The sequence below is a fragment of the Fibrobacter sp. genome, assembly GCF_045112255.1.
In the GTDB taxonomy this organism is placed as follows: domain Bacteria; phylum Fibrobacterota; class Fibrobacteria; order Fibrobacterales; family Fibrobacteraceae; genus Fibrobacter.
This window is the reverse complement of the sequence record NZ_JBGUHR010000120.1, coordinates 61,495-80,204: the sequence shown is the minus strand read 5'-3', so window position 1 is coordinate 80,204 and position 18,710 is coordinate 61,495. Positions and strand designations below refer to the sequence as shown.

The following is an 18,710-nucleotide window of genomic DNA, read 5'->3' as shown; positions in this document are numbered from 1 at the left end:
CCAGCAATCAATTTACTTCTGGCTCAAGATGGCGCGGAGTTCGTCAGCAGCCTTTTGCAAGTCGTCGTTCACGATGGTGTATTCGTACTTGCCTTTGGTCTTTGCAAATTCGATTTCCTTCTTGGCGTTTGCAAGACGGAGCTGGATGACATCTTCGCTATCAGTGCCACGGCCGCGGAGACGGCGTTCGAGTTCTTCTTCGCTTGGTGGCAAAATGAAGATGCCGGTTGCGTCAGGGTAGACCTTGTCGAAGTTCACCTTGCCGAAAACGTCAAGGTCAAACAGTACGCGGTTCCCTTCAGCGAGAGTCTTCTCGACAAAGCTCTTGGGCGTTCCGTAGTAGTTGCCGTGGACCAGGTTGTATTCGACCAATGCGTCGTCTTTGATCATCTGCTCGAATTCTTCCTTGGTCTTGAAGAAGTAGTGGACGCCGTCAATTTCACCTTCGCGCGGCTTGCGCGTTGTCGCGGAGATGGAATACTTGATGTCCGGGAAATCCTTGATGACAAGATCCTTGAGGGTGGTCTTGCCCGCGCCACTGGCGGCACTCATAACGAAAAGCTTGTTTTTCATTTTTTTAGTCAATGGTCGATAGTTGTTAGTCAATAGTCATTAGCTTTAACTAGGCTCTATATGCGCCAAATATAACTAATAACCAAAGACTAACAATCCTCTCGTCTGTCGTCTGTAGCCCGCTATAGCGGGCGTTCTTTCGTCTATTTCTTGTCTTCGATGTACAGCGGGCGCTGCTTGACTTCGTCGTAGATTCGGCCGATGTATTCACCGAGAATGCCGATGGTCAAAAGCTGCACACCTGCGAAGAACACGATGGCGGTCATGAGCGATGCCCAGCCCGGAACCGTTGTTGCAGGGGAGAGGAACTTTTCGAGAATCGACCAGACGAGGAGCGCAAAGCCAACGATTGTTGCGATGAAGCCCATGTAGAAGCTGATTTTGAGCGGAGCCGAGCTGAAGCCCGTGATGCCGTCGAACGCGAGACGCAACATCTTCTTGAGCGGATACTTCGAAGTGCCTGCGGTGCGTTCGGCGCGGTCGTACTTGACGCCAATCTTCTTGAAGCCGACCCAGCACACGAGTCCGCGCAAGAAGCGGCTGCGTTCCGGGAGGTTCTTGAGCTGGTCCACCACGCAGCGGTCCATGAGCCTGAAGTCGCCTGTATCAGGCGGAATGTCGATGCTCGTGAGCTTGCCGATGATGCGGTAGAAGCAGAATGCCGTAAAGCGCTTGAAGAGAGTCTCGCCTTTGCGCTTGTTGCGCTGGGCGTAAACGACCTGGTAGCCTTCGCGCCATTTTTCGAGCATCTCGTGGATGAGACTCGGCGGGTCCTGCAAGTCGCCGTCGATGATGACGACTGCGGCGCCCTGGGCGTGGTCGAGGCCTGCACTGAATGCGGCCTGGTGACCGAAGTTACGGCTAAAGTTGATGATCTTGTTGTTCGGGTTCCCGGGGAGGAGTCCTTCCACGATTTCTCGGGTGCGGTCCTTGGAACCGTCGTTTACGAAAATGAGTTCGTGCTCGATATCCTTAAGCTCTTCCTCCAAGACGCGGTAAGTTTCGGCAACGATCTCTTCTTCATTAAAAACAGGTATAATTACGGATAAAAGCATAATGCAATTATAGCAATTTTATGATAAAGTTGTTAGTAGTTGGTCATTAGTCATTAGCTAAACAATCGCGGCTTTGCCGCCATACGTAAAAACTAATGACTTGTGACTATTGACTGATGACTATGGTATAAGTACCGGGTTGATGATATCGACGTGGCTACAGTTGATGCCATCTTTGGGGAATGTCCTGATGGTAAGCGTTTGTACGCCTGCGATGTTTGCTTCGACTTTGTGCAATTCGCCGTTCCTAAAGAAAGGAGTCTTTGCAAGCGACTTTCCGTCACCGAGAACTTCTACAGCAACGCCTTCGCTGCAAAGGGATTCGTCGTCAAGTCCTGTAGAAAATTTGAGCGTCGAAAAACTTTTCTCGATATCAAAAACTGTTGTAGAGGAGGCGTGGACGCCGATGCCATAAATATAACGCTGTCCGTTTACGTTAAACTTGTTTCCTTCGATGCTTTCGTTCTTGTGCATCTTTCCCCATTCCTGAGTGTGGCTTTTAATGGGGTAATCGGAAAGCGCAATGACGCCATTGACATCGTAAAAGAAAAATTTTGAGATATCGGCAAGCTTGCTTTTGGTTGCTGCGTCCTGTACTGTAAAGCGGATTTGGTTATAACCTGGCTGCAATCTTTCGATCTCAATATCCTTGCTGTATTCGCCAGCTTGGTATTGCGTTGCGGTAGCAGGTTCGTCATTCACTGTTAGTGACAAGGACCAGTTGGCTGCTACAGCTCCTTTCTCATTCAAGTTGTAGTTTATTCTTAATGACTTCGCTTTGCTATTAGTGGAATCTTCCGGCACGACTTCTAGTTCGCTGGTGGAAATGATTTTTTCTGGGTTGTAATTTTTACGTCCGTTGAACTTTGCGATTTGGACCCAGTAGTTGTTTGTAATCAGGATGTTCTTGACGCCTGTCAAATCCATTTCTCGTTCAAAGATATCGCAGGTCGTGGCGATGCGGTGTTCCACGGCTTTCCTGTGGTAGGTGTGGCTATCCCAGCAGTCCAGTCCACGGATGTAATAGACTTCGCCTTTGTACTTGTCGATGAGTTCGTTCATTTCGTGGTTGGACATCTTGCGCGCGTTGTCATAATGGATGGATGACATGCCGTAACCCACAAAGTGCCATGGACGACCGTAAATAAAGAACCTGTCGGCTTTAGGCTGTTCCTTGAGCCATCCGAGAATTTCGTATTCCTCAATGGTCAAGTGGTTGCGGTTGTACATGATGTTTTTGTTAAAGTCGTTTTTGTAGTGGTATGTCCAGCCGCTGAATATCAATGCGGCAATGAGAATGCCGAGAACGGCACCCTTGCCGTTCTGTTCGCGGCTTCCGCTCGGTGTGGCGAAGTACTGGATCATGTGTGTTACCGGGAGGGCTGCTACAAAAGCCATGGAAGGCAACATCACGAGACTATAGCGCTGGTTGATTTCAATGCTGAAATCGCCGGAGACATTTTCCAGAATCACAAATGTTTGCAGATGGTACAGGAGTAAAAATCCGAGAATCTTGAGGTATGTGAAGTTGTTCCTTCTGGCATCGCTGATAGCGCGGAAGACGAGGTAAATGCCGCCAATCGCAAACAGGTAGTTGAAGTAGCTGAGGAACGGGTTTTCGAGTTCTCCGTTGCTCTTGAGTGGCTTTGTCATTACTTCCCAGTTCTTGGCGAGGTCTTCAAAGAAGTGCCCATGGGCGTTGAACTCGCCTCCCTGGAATCCAAATCCCTGGAAGTAGCTGATGGTGAGAAGCGCTGGCACCGAGAAAAGCGAAAGTGTCACGAAGAAGATAGGGGCTTTTTCGTCTTTCTGGTCGAGAAGTTTCGGGAGTGCAAAAAGGATGAATGCAAAGATGCAGAAGATTGTTTCCTGGCGTGTCTGGGCGAAGAAGGCGAGGATGAGCGCGAGAAGTGTCCAGTGCCAGACGGTGTTTCTGTCGTATGCCCATTTAAAAACAAGGAGCGACAGCGCGGAGAGGAAAATATAGAGCGGTTCAACGGACATCGCGCGGAACTGGAATAGTACGGTCGGCTGGAGTGCCATGAGGAGTGATGCGAGGAATGCAAGGAGCGGTTGCCTGGTCCAGGCGACAATCGCAAGGAACATGAGCAGGAACGCAAGCGGCAACATCAAAAGTTCAGCTTTGAAAATCCAGCGAAGGTCGCTACCGAACAGTGGCATGCCAATGCGGTAAAGGAACGACAGACCTTTCGTCTTGAAACTGTTGGAGGTGGATTTACATGTTAGGGCGCCGTTCTCGAATTCGCCCTGGTTGCAGGTGCCGGATTCGTTATTGTAGTACATGTTCTGGGCAACGGACATGAATACGCTTTCGTCGCTCTGGACACGGTGGCGGGCTTCTATTTGTGTGCCTGCAAAAATTGAAACTGCAACGGCGAACACGAGCGTCATGATACTTATGGACTTTGCGGGGAGGATTCCCTTGATCCATTCCCTGAAATCCTTGCTCAACATGCAGAACAGGACGATGCCTGCGATGAACTGTATCGCAAAAAGCGGCAGGGGAAGGTTCAAATCCATTTGCCGGATGGTTTCCCTGCGATTAATGTTCGGGGCGAGGTAAATTAGGAACGGAATGGCTATGGCAATGAGGGTGCCGAAAATGCCGGCGGGGTGAGCTAAGTTCTTGAAGAGTTTCAAGATAGCGTCTTTGTAGTTCATTTTAATCCTTCTCGAAAACACGTAAAATCGCTCCAGGAATTGCTTCTTTTGGGGCGTTTGGGCTTATTTTAAGTTGTTGCTGAAATATAACTTTTTATTGCTTTGGGCTTTTCATTTGACAATATACCTTGAGAGTTTCGCAAGAAAAAACTAAATTTGCCGCGTAAAAACAAAACTCTAAAGGGGTTAGACCGTGCAAGATTCATTAGTTACAAAAGCAGCTGACAACGTCCGTATCCTTTCTGCCGCGATGGTGCAGAAGGCCAAGTCCGGACATCCGGGTGGAGCCATGGGCGCCGCAGACGCCATCACGCTTTTGTTTGCCGAGTTCTTGCGCTATGATCCGGACGACGCCAACTGGATGGCTCGCGACCGCTTCTTCATGGACCCGGGCCACATGAGCCCGCTCCTCTACTCCGAACTCGTCCTTACGAACCGCCTCACGCTCGAAGATGTGAAGAACTTCCGTCAGCTTGGCAGCCGCACTCCGGGCCATCCGGAAGTCGATGTCGCTCTCGGCATTGAAAACTCCTCGGGCCCGCTCGGTATCGGTCATGGCATTGCTCTCGGTGGTGCTATTGCCGAACGCTTCATGGTCGAACGCTTTGGCTCTATCCTCGAACACAAGACCGTCTGCCTCGTTTCTGACGGCGGTCTCGAAGAAGAAATCGCATACGGCGTGGGCCGCATTGCAGGTCACCTCAAGCTCTCGAACCTCATTTTCTTCTACGACGCAAACCAGGTCCAGCTCAGCTGCAAGACCGAAGACGTGATGGACCACGACTTCGTGAAGCAGTACGAATCCTGGGGCTTCCGCGTCATCGAATGCGACGGTTCCAACATTGCAGAACTCCGCAAGGCTTTCAAGGCCGCTTGGGCCGAAACTGAAAAGCCGGTGCTCGTCTACGGTCACACCACGATGGCCAAGGGCGCTATCGCCGAAGACGGCAAGAGCTACGAAGGCGCTGTCTCTACGCACGGTCAGCCGCTCAATGCCGCAGGCGCTTCTACCTCTGCTACGGTCAAGAATCTCGGTGGCAATCCGGACGATCCGTTCCAGGTCTTTGACGACGTGAAGGCTGCTTTTGAAGCCCGCGCAAATGAACTTCGCAAGCAGGTCGCCGAATGGAAGAAGGCCAAGGCTGCTTGGGACAAGGAAAACGCTGAAAAGTCTGCTACCCTCAATGAATGGCTTTCTGGCAAGGGCTTGAAGATAGACCTCTCCAAGCTCAACATCAAGGAAGGTGTTGCCACTCGCGTCACGAGCGGTACGGTTCTTGGCTACCTTGCCGAAAACTATCACAACATCATCTGCAGCTCTGCTGACCTTTCGAACTCTGACAACACGCAGGCATTCCTCGACAAGACGGGCATTTTCCGCGCTAACGACTTCAAGGGTGCATTTGTCCAGGTTGGCGTTGCAGAACTCACGATGGGCGCTATTGCAAACGGTATCGCTCTCCACGGCGGTCTCTATCCGATTTGCGCAACGTTCTTTGTCTTCAGTGACTTCATGAAGCCGGCAATCCGTATGGCTGCTCTCATGGGCCTCCCGGTCAAGTACGTGTTTACGCACGACAGCTTCCGCGTGGGTGAAGATGGCCCGACGCACCAGCCGATCGAACACGAAACGCAGATCCGCTTGCTCGAAAGCCTCACGAAGGCTAGCGGCAAGGCCGAAATGCTCGTGCTCCGTCCGGCAGACGCTTATGAAACTCTCGCCGCATGGGAAATGGCTTTTGAAAACAACGACAGCCCGACGGCTCTCATCCTCACTCGCCAGGTCGTGAACACGCTCCCGGGTGACAACCGCTACGAAGCTGCCAAGGCTTGCCGCAAGGGCGCTTACATTGTTAGCGACAACACCGCCGCAGGCAAGAAGCCGGATCTTACTTTGGTTGCAAACGGCAGTGACGTTCTCCTCGAACACCAGGCTGCTGAACTCCTCCGCGACGAAGGCAAGTCCGTGCGCGTGGTTTCTATGATCAGCCCGGCCCTCTTCCTCAAGCAGCCGAAAGCCTACCGCGACAGCGTCATTGCTCCGTGGACTCCGGTGTTTGCAAAGTCCAGCGGTCTTCCGCTCCTGTTTGCTCAGGTTGTGGGTGGCTTCGGTAAGGTCTCCGGTCTCGAACGCTTCGGTGCTTCTGCTCCGGCAGGCGTCCTCGAAAAGGAATTCGGCTATGTTCCGGAAGCTGTTGCCGCAGCCGCTAAGGAATACCTCGCTGAATACGCCAAGAACGTCGAAGACTTCAAGAAAGCTAACGCTTAAAAATCGGGGCCTCGCGGCCCCTTTTCTTTTGTCATCCCCATTTCTGTTTTTTGTCATCCCCGCCTTCGTGCGGGGATCTCCTTTTTTGGTTAACTTCAAACATCCTACTAAAACAATGTAATTTTATTGTGATTTTGCGCACATTCTCTTCAAAAAGTGTTATATTCAAGGCATGATTTGCCCGTTTTGCAAGAATGATAACGACAAGGTTGTCGATAGCCGCGTGAGTGGCTCGTCGATTCGTCGTCGTCGTGAATGTTGCGCTTGTGGCCGTCGCTTTACGACCCGTGAATATATCGAAGTCCAGCCGCTGACCGTTATCAAGCGCAGCGGCGAACGTGAGCCGTTCCAGCGCGAAAAATTGCAACGAGGCATCATGAACTCCTGCAAAAAGCGCCCGGTGTCCATGGACGATATCGAACAGCTTGTGACGCGCGTGGAAAATTCGTTGCAGATGTCGGAAGGCTTTGAAGTGAGCTACGATCAGATAGGCAACCTCGTGATGCAGGAACTCAAAAAGCTAGACGCTGTGGCGTATGTGCGATTCGCTTCCATCTACCGTGAATTCAAGGAAGTGGGCGAGTTCGTGGATCAGATCAAGACTCTGGATAAGTAAATTAGGATTTCGGAATTAGGAATTCGGAGTTGTCTGAATTTTCTATTTTTGCTGTGTCATCCTGAGCCTTTCGACTAGCTCAGGGCAGGCTTCGCAACGAAGTTGCGAAGTCGAAGGATCTAGGATTAATTTTCGCGAATGGCTTTTGATTTAAAAAACAAGTTAGCGATTGCGCTTGAAAAGCGCGCTCCGTTATTTGATGTTACGGATGCTTTGCGCATTGTGAATGGCGCTGCCGATGGTTTCCCGGGACTTACGATTGACAAGTTCGGCGATCGATACCAGATGCAGTTTTTTGGACCGGAGCTTTTGACGAGCAAGACTGAAATTGTCGAGGCTTTGGTCGCTCTTTTCAATCCTGTTTGTGTTGTGACAAAGGAACGCCTTTCAAGTTCTGGGCGTTCGCTTGAAAACGCTCCGATGGATGTTGTGGTTGGTTTGCGAGAAGATGCCGTGGGTACCGTTCGCGAAGGCAATGCCAATTTTCATGTGGACTTGCTCGATACGATCAATCCGGGGCTTTTCCTCGACATGCGTCACGTGCGCCTTGAAGTCGAAGAACGCTTCCGCGCCATGTCCGGCGCATCCTCCGCGCATCTTGAAAATTCCGCGCATCTCGAAACCACATCATCGGCGAATCTCGAGAATCCCGCGCAACCCGGCCTTCGCTTTTTGAACTTGTTCAGCTATACGTGCAGTTTTTCTGTGCATGCCCGTCTAGGCGGTGCTGCTGTCGCGACAAACGCCGATATCAGCGGCAAGATTCTCGACAAGGGTCGTGAAAATTATGCTTTAAACGGCCTCGATTTGCGCCCAGGAGAATTCTTCCGCGGTAATGCTATCGAATATGTGCATTGGGCACAAAAGAAGGGACTCCGCTTTGACGGTATCGTGCTTGACCCGCCGAGCTTTGCGCGTTTCAAGGGCTTTAACTTTAACGTGCGTGAACACCTGATGCCGCTCGTTGCCGACTGCGCGACGCTTTTAAATCCCGGCGGATTTTTCATGGTGAGTTCCAACTACAGTGAGTTTAACTTGTCCGCTTTTGCCCGCGATGTCCTCGCCGCAGTTTCTTCCGTGCACCCGAAAGCAAAAACGTCTTGGAAAAAATCCCAAGACGTAGACTTTGTCGGTAGCGGTTCTACAAAAGATTCTTGCTTAGTCGCGACTCTCGTAGAAGTGTAGATCTGAAAAATAAGATATTAATTCTTAATTCGGATTTCGAAATTAGGATTTACAATAAAATATAATTCCTAATTCCTATTTCCTAACTCCTAATTGCCTTAGTCCTCGCCGCCGTCCATTTCAATTTTAAGCTCTTTGAGCTTGCGCCAGAGTGTCGCACGGCTAATGCCGAGCTTCTTACAGACTTCAGTCTTGTTGCCTTTGCAAATGCTTAAGGCATGCAGAATGTGCCTGCGTTCCATCTCGTCGAGCGAAAGAATTTCTTCTTCTTCGGGCGTCGGATTATGCGTGATGAACTTTGTCGGGTTGTGCGTCAGAAGCCCTGCGCTATCCGTCTTGCCCGAAATCGGTTCAAAGTGAATCGGTTTTCTGAGCGGATTCTCGGCAGACTTTTCCTCTTCCTCGACTTCCTCGACAATGTCGCGAGCGGTTTTATCGTAAGCATGCTCGCTGGCACTATCTTTATTGCCCACAGCATCCTTGATATGCGGAATCGCAACCGTCTTTTCGCGGGCTTCGATCTGCACGTATTCCGGCAAGTCTTCGAGCTTGATGATTCCACCTTCAGAAAGCACGATCGCATGCTCCATGATGTTTTCAAGTTCGCGGATGTTGCCGGGGTAGGGGTACTTTGTCAAAGCATAAAGAGCCGCCGGTTCAAGGTCATGGATTTCCTTGCCTTGCGCCTCCTTGTTCTTTAAGATAAAGTAACGAATTAAGTTCGGGATGACGGGCTTCCTGTCGCGGAGCGGCGGGAGCTGCAAGTGGAACGTGTTTAAACGGTAGTAAAGGTCCTCACGGAATCGACCTTCGTGCATCGCCTGTTGCAAATCGCGGTTGGTAGCTGCAATAATGCGAATGTCGAGGTAACGTGCTTCCGTTTCACCCACGCGACGAATCTCGTGGCTTTGTAGAAAACGTAAAAGCTTCACTTGCGTTGCGAGTGAGAGTTCACCGACTTCATCGAGGAACAGCGTACCGCCATTGGCGGATTCGAACAGACCTTTCTTGTCGGCTGTAGAACCTGTGTACGATCCCTTCTTGCTACCGAAGAGTTCGCTTTCTACAAGGTTCTCGGGAATGGCTCCGCAGTTGACTGGCACAAACGGTTCGTTCGCGCGCTTGCTGTAGCGGTGGACGACGTTTGCCAAAAATTCCTTGCCCGAACCAGACTCGCCGGTTATAAGCAGGGTACTGTTGGTCGGTGCGACCTTATAAACGGTCTTTAAAATCTTGCGCATCTCGGGCGTGTCGCCGAGAAGGCTGTCCAACACCTGGGATTCCATGAGCTGCGTGTTGGACTTGTTTTGCTGTTGAGCCTGGATCTTGCTTGCCGTGCTCTCAAGGAGCGAAAGCGTGACCGGCTTTTTCAAGAAACTGCTTGCACCACGTGTAATGGCGCTAGCGGCTCCCTGCCAGTTGCGGTCATCACACAGTACGAAAATTTCGACACCAGGCTGGCGTTCCTTCAAATAGCTGATCAAATCCATATTGTCGAGCATTAAAAAAGGAACCTCGATAAACGCAAGGTCTATCGACGTCTTTTTTATTAGCGGCATCAAAGTTTTTTCGTCGGAGCAGACCAGGAGGTTCGTTCCGGCGATAGACCAGTTCCGCTGTAGCTCCTCGACAAATTTCCGATCAAAATCAGCGATCAGGATATTCATCATTTATGCGCTATTACGAATGTGCTTTGATAATCTCGTCAACTTTGTTGCGAAGCAGCTGGAGATCCAGCGGCTTGCTGAAAATTGCGGCAACATCGAAGTGCTGCGCTGTTGCAAGGTAGTCTTCTGCAGAAGTACGGCCACCACCGCTAATGGCGATTGTGCGGTCGCTCATGCCCATGCGACGAAGATCAAGGACAACTTCAAATCCATCACCTTCCGGCATAATGATGTCGGTGATAATCACATCGTAGGTATTCTTCTGATAAAGGGACTTTGCTTTCTTACCGTTGCTAGCAGTATCGACAGTGTAACCTTTCAATTCCAAAGCAGACTTCAACATGAGGTTGAGCTGAGCGTCATCGTCAATGATGAGTATTGTAGACATTAAGCCTCCATTTTCTCGTTTCTTATAGACCAATATAGATTAAAAATAGTTCCTTCGCCCAAGGTTGTTTGAACTGTATAGCCCGCATTGCCTTCTTTTAGCAGTCTTAATGCTGACGACAAGCCCAAACCGAGTCCTTCACCCGGTGCCTTGGTCGTAAAGAACGGTGAAAAGATGCGTTCGAGGGTCGCCGTATCCATACCGGTGCCTGTATCCTCGACTGTGATTTTGGCATATGTGCCTGCATCGATTTGCGGGGCGTATGGCGTAATGAGCGGTTCTGTGAGCACTTCGCGCTTGAGTGCGATCGTGAGTGTGCCGCCGTTTTCCTTCATGGCGAAGATGGCGTTGTTTGCAAGGTTGCTGATAATGCGGTCGAGTGCCGATACGTTTCCGACAATGCGAATGTTCTTGTCGAGGTTGTCCGCCTTGACCTTTACGTTTGGCGGGAGCGTAATCCAGAGCTTCTTCACCACATCGTCGATAATCATGTATGGGGCAAATTCGGTAAGCTTGTCCTTTTCAGAAGTCTTTCCGCGAATTGTGTTCAGGAGTTCTTCGAGAGATTCCTTGCCGCGGGTGGCGGCCTTACGCGCTTCCTGAATGAACATGTAAGCCTGGTTGTCTTTATCGAGGACTTCGAGCGCGAGATCGCAGAACCCAATTTGTGAACCGAGAATGTTGTTGTAGTCGTGGGCAAAACCACCGCAGATGGTGCCCAGTTCTTCGAGCCTTGAATGAATGTGCTTTTGTTCTTGCAGCATGTCTCGTTCTTTTTCGAGACGCATTTCCTTGGTAATATCGATCTTGATACCGATGATTTTGTACGGCTTGCGCGGGGCCATAATCGGGATGAACATGTTGTTGAAAATCATGATATCCTTCGCAATTCCTTTGCGGACGGCCATGTTGTAGTCGTCCTGATTCAAAATTTCGATATCGTCTTCTTCTTCGTTTTTGTCGTTGATTGTTTTCTTAATCTGTTCGTAAGAAATGAAGCTTTGCGGTTCGCCTTCATTACGGGCCAGGAGTTCCTGAGGCAGAATCTTGTTATCTGGCTCGGATGTCTGTAGCATATTTCCGCGACTTTTGATGTCTGTCTGGTTCTGTGTCATGAACACGCCCTGTTCGTTCTTGGACCAGAAGCGGAACGGAAGTGTACTGATAAGCGTATCCAAGAAGTACTTGCTTTCATCGACTTTCTTTTTCCAGATGTTCAGGCGTTCCTGGTAGCGGATCTGGTCAAGCTGGTATTCCTTGAACTGTTCGTCGCGAATCTTTATAATTTGTTGGTAATGCAGGGTGTTTGAAACATCGCTAAAGAATGCAACATTGTAGTTGGTTGTGAGTGATTGACGAATTTCAAAAATCGAGACGTTGAAAATGTGGTCTTCGTTGTCGATTTTGACTCTTATTTTATTGTAGGTCGATTCCCTTGACGGATCGGTAATCTGCGGGAAAATCGAGGTCATTTTTTTATTGTGTAAAGCTTCTTGCGTTGTGCGCAGAATGCTTAATGCAGCCGGATTTGCAAGCTGGATTTCGCCTTTGTAGTTGTAGTATAAAAGCCCATCGACCATTCTGTCTCTTAACTTGTCCAGAAACCAGGATGCGCTTTTATTCTTGAACGAAACCGAAGTGAAGTATTGGCCTGAAAGTATTGCTAAAAATACCGAGATGAACTGGGTCCATTTCAGTATTTGATCGTAATCGGTAAAATTTGTAGAAATAGGAATTATAAAGTCAAACAGTGCCGCCAGCATTATAAAAAACATGAAGCTGATCAACATGTAGATACTGACCTGGTGGGGGAGAGTCGTATCACTAGATTGCACTATATTGCGAAGAATGATATAACCAGTGACAACAATGTTGGGTACGACAAATATGCAGAATAGAAAACTGAAATAATAGAACATCGGCCTTTCGGCGAATGGTCTATATCCAAAAATGTTTAGGCTCGGGATAAAGTTTGGATCTCTAATGAAAATGTAGGTTGAAACAATAACGGCGAGACCTCCGAAAATATTCAGGAGTTTCCAGCCATTCTTCCGCTTTACCTTGAGGCTAACTTCTGCAGTGTGGTGTACTGCATTCCCCAGTTGAATCCAGCCAAGAGCTGCTGCTCCGAATATGAGCTGCCTTGCTGTAAAAGGTTTAGTTCCTGCAATAAAGTTTTCGCCGCTAAAGAAGATATCGCCAATCAAGTTGCTCGCTTGCCAGAATATGCTGATAATCACCAGCTGGTGTATGGGGCGCGGGAGCTGCTTGACTGACGTCTTCTGCCCAAGCATTATGGGAAAATAGCATACGATGATTAGCGCGACAACAGATAACGCTATAACGTAAGGAGAGCTTGAAAAAAGACTTTCTTGCATATTTTCCCAGTGGCTTAAGCTGTTTTACTTTGTTCTCTTGATTCCGAATGTCTTTTTCTGTTCGAAGGATGTCTTTGTAGAGAAGTTCTGGATAAGCTTCTGATTGTTCTTGATTTCAGAGTTGCTCAAGTTGGGGGAGAACTTCGCTTCAATTTCAGCCTTGTAAATGTAAGCGCCTGTTCCGACGGCTCTGTCTTCATGGGTGCGGATGCCGGACGGTGCCTTATTTGCCCATTCGATAGCAAATATCACCTGGTTGTTTGCATCGAGGTACTGCTTCGGATTGACGTTGAACGATTGCTTGAATCGGTTGACATAGTTACCGAGATTCGAGTATATCGGAATATTGAACTTGACAAGGAGATTTTCCCAAGCGCAATCGTCGCCGATAGATACACCACGGGGAACTGTGAGTTTCACATCAAATATGGCTCCGCCGATGTCGGCAGAATCAATACCCGTTTGTGTCACTTGTCCCTTCTGGATCATGTCAAACTTGTCAGTTGCCGCATTCTTGATATAGAAACGCATCGCTTCGTTGGCTTCTACCTTGGTACGGTTCAGCGAATTCAAGTTGTTGATTGTTTCGCGGAGCTTCACGTCGAACTTGATTCTCGGAACGCCGTTTCCGTTGACCAGAACCCATGGCACTTCAAATTCAGGATAGTTGCCGTTAGCATCCTTGAATGTGCTTGTCATCATCGAACCCATTCTTACAAAGTCGCCTTCCATGACCGTTCCGGAAAGGTCATCCATGTAAATGAATGTGAGAACGTTGTTGTTTTGAGTGATGTTCCAAGAAGAGAAGCTGCCTTTGGTGGCATTGGACTGCTTTTCGCCTCGCTTGTGTCTAAAGTATTGCTGAGCCGTATCCGCGACAACCAGCGGTTCACTTGCGGTGATTGTCAATACGTCAGCTGAAGATGTTTGGTTGATCTTTGCTGTCACAAAGACTGGACCCACCTTGTCTTCGGCGAGTACGGAATTTGTTTCGAGAGCGGCTCCTTTACCGAGGAACTGCGTGACAAGTCCTGCGTTTACAAGGCTCTTTCCGCCAGGAACGGTTCCTTCGTAATTACCTGCGGTATTGCCATACTTGAATGGCTTTTCAAGGTCGATAGAGAGATTTTCGCCATTAAAGACGAAACTGCTCTTTTCGACGGTGAGCGTTTCAGGCTTTGCCGTACCGAAGATTATTTCCAAAGTCTCTGGCGTGTGTGTGGCATCGAGTGGCTTTGCAAATGTCACATCGACATGGCTTGCGTAACCGTTTTGGTGCTTGTCTGTAATGACCGCATAGGTCATTGGGATCGGCAAGACCTTGAGCAGTATTTCGATCTTTTCTGGAGTGCAGAGACCTGCGACTCCGTTTCCGTTCAAGTCCGTAATCGTGCCTGCTGGGTTGAGCTGTCCCCACATGCCCGCTGTGACAAGAGAGCCGTTTCCTGCGTCGAAGGCGATTTCAAAGTCCCAGATGTTCTTCGATTCGTTGTAAAGCTTTGCCGAAAGAACCGTAGGCGTTGTAGCCTGGGTGACGCCATCCTTAGCATAAAGAATGAGCGGGAAGCTTGTGCCTGGAGCAGAAATCGGTTCACTGAACTGCAAGTAGAGGTGATCTGTAGTTGCTGTATCTAGGCGTTCAAGGACCGTTGCAGATAGCAGTGCCGGCGGCATGCCGTCATAATAGGAATCTTCGACTGTCTTTACCTGACCCTGAACGTCGCTTGAAAGCGTGATTTTTCCAGTAGCGTTCGTAACAATGTCCTTGATATCGTCGAATTCGACAACGAGAGACTTGCCGTTCAACGATTTGACCTTATTCGTGGTGTATGACGTTCCTTCGTAGACAAACGAAATGCTTATGAACTTCTGGTTTTCGCCATATTCCGAAGAAAGGGTAATGTCCATTGCATCAGGAATGTTGTCGCAGTTCAAGTCAACAATCTTGGCGACGTCGATAATCGGCCATGGCGGCAAATCCTCGATGACCAGTTCTGCGATTGCTGGCGAGTAAGAGTAATCCTTTGTATTGTCGTGTTTTGCATAGATCTTTGTTGTCACGGCAATATGGGAGCTTACGTAAATTGTCGCTACGCCATCGTAAAGTGTAACGGTGTTGACCGGGATCGTTGCCGTCGGATCGGTGTAGAAGAGAACATTGGCATCGTCGCTGACGAGTTCAACATTCAAATTCTTTTCGTCCTTGAGAACGTCCAGATTGCTGTCAAGGAGCGAAATCTGCACTTCGACGAACTTGTCCTTGTATCCCGTAATTTTGCTCTTGTCGAACACGAGATAGCGCTTTTCAAGAGGCTTGGTAATGCTGTCGATTTCGACATTTGTACGGGCGATTGCGCAGGCGCAGTCGTAAGGATTCTTGGTCTTTTGGTTTGCATTTCTGTTGTGCCAGCTGACCCATTCCATATAGTTGTTGCCGTAGGCGAGTGTCGTATCTACGCCAAAAAGGATTGAATCGGCTCGTTGTTCGATGGCCTTTTTGAACGGATAGGGGTTGCCATTCATTTCTACGGCGTCGAGGAGACCTGTCGGCTTAACGGTACTTGTTGCTTCGTATAACGTCTGTGCATCGATCTTTTCGACAGAATGGATCGGGGAGACGAACGGGCTTGTGAACGAAATATCGACTTTGCGGATAATCTGAGGTCCGTCTTCTGGGGTGTAGTCGGGACCGTAGCCGTAAATGTGCTTGCCGTGGTAATAAACCGGAATGTAGGGGTCACGTGTAAAGGCTATGACCGTATCACCGCGGTCATTTATTTCTAGTTGTTCTGATTCGCGGCCTTTGAAATACGGTGCCATTTCTAGGTCTATGCCGTCAAATACTTCTGGGGCGTTTTCGTCCTTGTGGGCTATAAGCGACCAGCCGTTATTGAAGGCACTATATGTTGCATTGAGCCATTTCACATGGATAATAATTCTACCGGAAACGGCAAGCTTGCCGTTGACTTTGATGGGCATGTAATAGGCGCCTGTAGCATCGGCGGTGTTGGGGCCGAAGTCTATTTGAGGATTACCTGAATATGTGCCGGTACCGTCATAGCTCATGCTGTTGTAGCTGACCGGTATTTCGAGCTTGTCGTTTGCGCCCAGATAAAAGCGAAGTTCAAAGTCTTCAAAGGCGGTCGTATCGTTGTTGTCAATTTCAATAAAGAAAATACTACAGTTCTGCCAGCCGTTTGTGGTATTGCATTTGTTTTCGTCCTGGAATGCGCTTGGCTTGACGTAAATATCGAGGTCGGCGTAGGTGGCGTATGCATCCGTCGTGAAAGAGTATTCTTCGGATTCTGCCGTTCCGGAATAAGCTTTGAAGTAATAGGTTGTTCCCGGTTCGAGATTTGTGAGTTCTGTTTCATGGAAGAGCACGGCGCCGTCTTTTGCAGTGGCTGTTTCGGTGTAGTGGCCTTTAGCCTTGCCGAACTTTACGATGCCGTTCATGCGGTTAGAACTCCACCAGTAAATCTTTGCACTGCGGTGATCGACTTGGCAAATTGTGACGCCAGATATTTTCGTTTCTGTCGTAGTCATGGTGAACTGGTACCAGTTTCCATGGTTGTCATCGGTGGTGATGTTTTGCTTGGTATCGATTCCTTCGAGGAAGAAGTAGTAAGTCTGTCCCGGAGTAAGGCCGGTAAGCGTTATGCTTCCGCCCTTGGAGGCCGTCTTTTGCTGAACGGACTTTACGTTTGTTGCGCTAGTGGTAATGTCGTAGAATACCGTGACGAGAGCGACTTCGTTTGTTTCCCAGGTGATAATTGCAGTGGTATCCGATGTCGGAATGCCCATGATATTGCTGAAGAGCGGCCCTTCGTTGTCAGGCGGGAGCGTTTCTGCAAGGCTTTGTGCAGGCATCAAAAGCTGGACAGAGAAGTCAATGCATGTTTCTGTAGCGGTATAGTCTTCCCAGTCTTCAAGTAGCGGCTTGTCCGGAGCGCGTCCACCCATAAGGGCACCCTTCGGGCATTTATACTTGTATGGCATACCACCGGCGTTGTAGCCGTCCGGGTTTGCGGCGCGGTTATGGGGGTGGTTCGGATTCTTGTCGCCAGCGCCCATCAAGAAGGATATATCCCACGGATTTGCGCCAAGGTTATAGTAAATGTTGTCAAGGGCGAGGTTCTTGTAAGCTTCTTTTTCTGGACCCGGAGGAAGAATTTCCGAGAGCATGAAAATGGCGTTTGCGGCTCCAAGATTGTAGCGGTTAAAGCCCCAGTCACTGGAGGTCCATACAAGGTTGTAAGGCGGAACGGCCGTTACGCTTCCGAAGCGGTTCGTGTAGATATTCTTGGAACCTTCAGAACCGTCGTCCGTAAGGCGGCGGAGGGCATTTGTCGTACGCTGCAAGAGGGTATCGCGTTCAAGTTCGTTGATGCCGTAGGACTTTGCAATTTCTGCATCCTTCAAGATGAGCTTTGCAAATGAGAAAAGCACATAGGAATGGACGTTTTCAAAGTCGGTCATCCATCCGCCTGGATAAAAGCCGCTTCTGAGACCGAGATAACCGGCCTTAAAATATGGACCTGCATCATTCGGTTCGTTGTTGTACATGTAGTTTGTGCTGTTGTCATTGATATCCATGTTCTTGTACAGGTCGTACTGGTACATGGTATCTTTTGTGGCATACCAAAGAGCAAGTGCTGCTGCTGCTGCGTCGTCGATCATGTTCGTTTCGCTAGAGCCACCCGGATAGAATCCGCCAAGTTCATCGGTCGTCTTGTAGGTGCCTTTTTTATAGGGAGATACGGGTCTCATCACTTTTTTATAGATGTCTTCGGCTGCATCCAGGAGCTTCTTTGCATACTCTGGTTCATAGACGCTCCAACCTACTGCAAAATAGGCGAGAGCGGCGGCGTACATGCCGGATGCCGTTCCGATACCCTTTGCGACGTGACGGTCAGGGCCGCCTTTAGACTGCGGCTGTGCATCTTGTTTTTCAGGAACATCCCAGAACTGGTGGTCGGGATCTCCGACGGCGATGGAATGGTACATGTCGCCCTGATCGATAAGTCCGTCTGCCTTAGACGCTAAATAAAGCTTGTAGATATAGTCGGCACCGATTTTTGCTTCATAGAGAATATCAGGATAGCCGTCAACAATGGTTGTGTCATTGTAGGATTTTCCGTAGCGGTCTTCAGCCTTGTCCTTGTAAACGAGGTATGTCGTTGCAAGAGCGTAGGCTGCATAGCTCAGCGTTTCTGAAACCTTGAAATGGTCTCCGCAGTCATGCCAGCCGCCTGTCAAGTCGTGACCGATTTCGGAACCGTCTTTCAGGTGGCAGGGGCCGTGGAGCTGGGAATTTGTATTACCGCAGCGCTGGACGCCAAAGAACTTGAGCGCGTTTTCAAGAATGGCGTTATAGATAGAAGGATGAACATGGAATGTGGCCGAGGTGTCTTTTCCAACAACAAGGAAGTACTCGCCTGTTGTCGAAAGCGGCGTAAAGTCGGCTTTGTAAAGCGTCTCAGTTCCGGTTGTTGTCGTATCGCCGAACTGGTAGAGCGAAGCGCCGATCGATTTGAAGGCGCCACGAACCCAAATGGATGGCTTGGGATATGTTCCAAGTTTCTCCAGGTTTCCACCACCGGGAACTTCCTTACCCGTATTAGCGTCGATCACCTTAAATGTCGTTTCCTTGGTGTCGGCAACGTAGGCGTATTTATTGTCCTGCGGCCTAAAGCCTGCCTGGTTGACGCGGATGGGGCGCCTGTCATAGACATTCAGGGAGTCCAGATATCGACGGTCGCAGTTTGTGCATGTTCTGTCGATGTTTGGAAGCTGTGCTGTAGCATGATCGATGCTAAGCAATGCTAATAAGGTTATTGCGCTGAGTAGTTTTTTCATACTTCCATCTTTTGTTCAAAAAATAATGAAGCCGCCTG

The 18,710-nt window shown here is 49.3% G+C and carries 10 protein-coding genes; 3 read left to right on the top strand and 7 right to left on the bottom strand.

Going from position 1 to position 18,710, the window contains the following annotated elements:
- Window positions 1-12: 12 nt before the first annotated feature.
- The 3 genes from gmk to ACJMM9_RS15665 form a co-directional block, all read right to left on the bottom strand.
- Window positions 13-573: a guanylate kinase gene (gmk, locus tag ACJMM9_RS15675; protein ID WP_173465465.1), complete on the bottom strand. Its 561-nt coding sequence runs from the start codon at window positions 571-573 to the stop codon at window positions 13-15.
- A 143-nt stretch (window positions 574-716) separates the two neighbouring features.
- Window positions 717-1,628 (bottom strand): glycosyltransferase family 2 protein, encoded by a 912-nt coding sequence (locus tag ACJMM9_RS15670; protein ID WP_109571725.1) that lies wholly within the window; start codon window positions 1,626-1,628, stop codon window positions 717-719.
- A gap of 120 nt (window positions 1,629-1,748) precedes the next feature.
- Window positions 1,749-4,310, bottom strand: coding sequence for an NPCBM/NEW2 domain-containing protein (locus tag ACJMM9_RS15665; protein ID WP_405329014.1), 2,562 nt, complete (start codon window positions 4,308-4,310; stop codon window positions 1,749-1,751).
- A 193-nt stretch (window positions 4,311-4,503) separates the two neighbouring features.
- Between ACJMM9_RS15665 and ACJMM9_RS15660 the strand changes: the two genes are divergently transcribed.
- The 3 genes from ACJMM9_RS15660 (at window position 4,504) to ACJMM9_RS15650 (ending at window position 8,380) form a co-directional block, all read left to right on the top strand.
- Window positions 4,504-6,579: a transketolase family protein gene (locus tag ACJMM9_RS15660; RefSeq protein ID WP_405329011.1), complete on the top strand. Its 2,076-nt coding sequence runs from the start codon at window positions 4,504-4,506 to the stop codon at window positions 6,577-6,579.
- A gap of 172 nt (window positions 6,580-6,751) precedes the next feature.
- Window positions 6,752-7,195, top strand: coding sequence for a transcriptional regulator NrdR (gene nrdR / locus ACJMM9_RS15655; protein ID WP_012820241.1), 444 nt, complete (start codon window positions 6,752-6,754; stop codon window positions 7,193-7,195).
- 138 nt (window positions 7,196-7,333) lie between these two features.
- A complete protein-coding gene (locus tag ACJMM9_RS15650; RefSeq protein ID WP_405329007.1) occupies window positions 7,334-8,380 on the top strand; it encodes a class I SAM-dependent rRNA methyltransferase in 1,047 nt (348 codons plus the stop codon).
- A gap of 98 nt (window positions 8,381-8,478) precedes the next feature.
- On the opposite strand, the gene ACJMM9_RS15645 is transcribed toward ACJMM9_RS15650, so the two are convergent.
- From ACJMM9_RS15645 to ACJMM9_RS15630, 4 genes are all read right to left on the bottom strand, one after another.
- Window positions 8,479-10,050 (bottom strand): sigma-54 dependent transcriptional regulator, encoded by a 1,572-nt coding sequence (locus tag ACJMM9_RS15645; RefSeq protein ID WP_405329004.1) that lies wholly within the window; start codon window positions 10,048-10,050, stop codon window positions 8,479-8,481.
- 10 nt (window positions 10,051-10,060) lie between these two features.
- On the bottom strand, window positions 10,061-10,435 hold the full coding sequence (locus ACJMM9_RS15640) for a response regulator (RefSeq protein ID WP_088639330.1): 375 nt from the start codon (window positions 10,433-10,435) through the stop codon (window positions 10,061-10,063).
- A complete protein-coding gene (locus tag ACJMM9_RS15635) occupies window positions 10,435-12,729 on the bottom strand; it encodes an ATP-binding protein (protein ID WP_405329000.1) in 2,295 nt (764 codons plus the stop codon). Before ACJMM9_RS15635 ends, ACJMM9_RS15640 begins: the two co-directional genes overlap by 1 nt.
- 108 nt (window positions 12,730-12,837) lie before the next feature.
- Entirely contained in the window at window positions 12,838-18,672 is a 5,835-nt protein-coding gene (locus ACJMM9_RS15630) for a glycoside hydrolase family 9 protein (RefSeq protein WP_405328997.1), read from the bottom strand.
- Between the last annotated feature and the right edge of the window lie 38 nt (window positions 18,673-18,710).

Bases quoted from the DNA above. Each gene is read 5' to 3' on its own strand.
- gmk (WP_173465465.1), bottom strand. From the start codon at position 573: ATGAAAAACAAGCTTTTCGTTATGAGTGCCGCCAGTGGCGCGGGCAAG.
- ACJMM9_RS15670 (WP_109571725.1), bottom strand. From the start codon at position 1,628: ATGCTTTTATCCGTAATTATACCTGTTTTTAATGAAGAAGAGATCGTT.
- ACJMM9_RS15665 (WP_405329014.1), bottom strand. From the start codon at position 4,310: ATGAACTACAAAGACGCTATCTTGAAACTCTTCAAGAACTTAGCTCAC.
- nrdR (WP_012820241.1), top strand. From the start codon at position 6,752: ATGATTTGCCCGTTTTGCAAGAATGATAACGACAAGGTTGTCGATAGC.
- ACJMM9_RS15650 (WP_405329007.1), top strand. From the start codon at position 7,334: ATGGCTTTTGATTTAAAAAACAAGTTAGCGATTGCGCTTGAAAAGCGC.
- ACJMM9_RS15645 (WP_405329004.1), bottom strand. From the start codon at position 10,050: ATGATGAATATCCTGATCGCTGATTTTGATCGGAAATTTGTCGAGGAG.
- ACJMM9_RS15640 (WP_088639330.1), bottom strand. From the start codon at position 10,435: ATGTCTACAATACTCATCATTGACGATGACGCTCAGCTCAACCTCATG.
- ACJMM9_RS15635 (WP_405329000.1), bottom strand. From the start codon at position 12,729: ATGCTTGGGCAGAAGACGTCAGTCAAGCAGCTCCCGCGCCCCATACAC.
- ACJMM9_RS15630 (WP_405328997.1), bottom strand. From the start codon at position 18,672: ATGAAAAAACTACTCAGCGCAATAACCTTATTAGCATTGCTTAGCATC.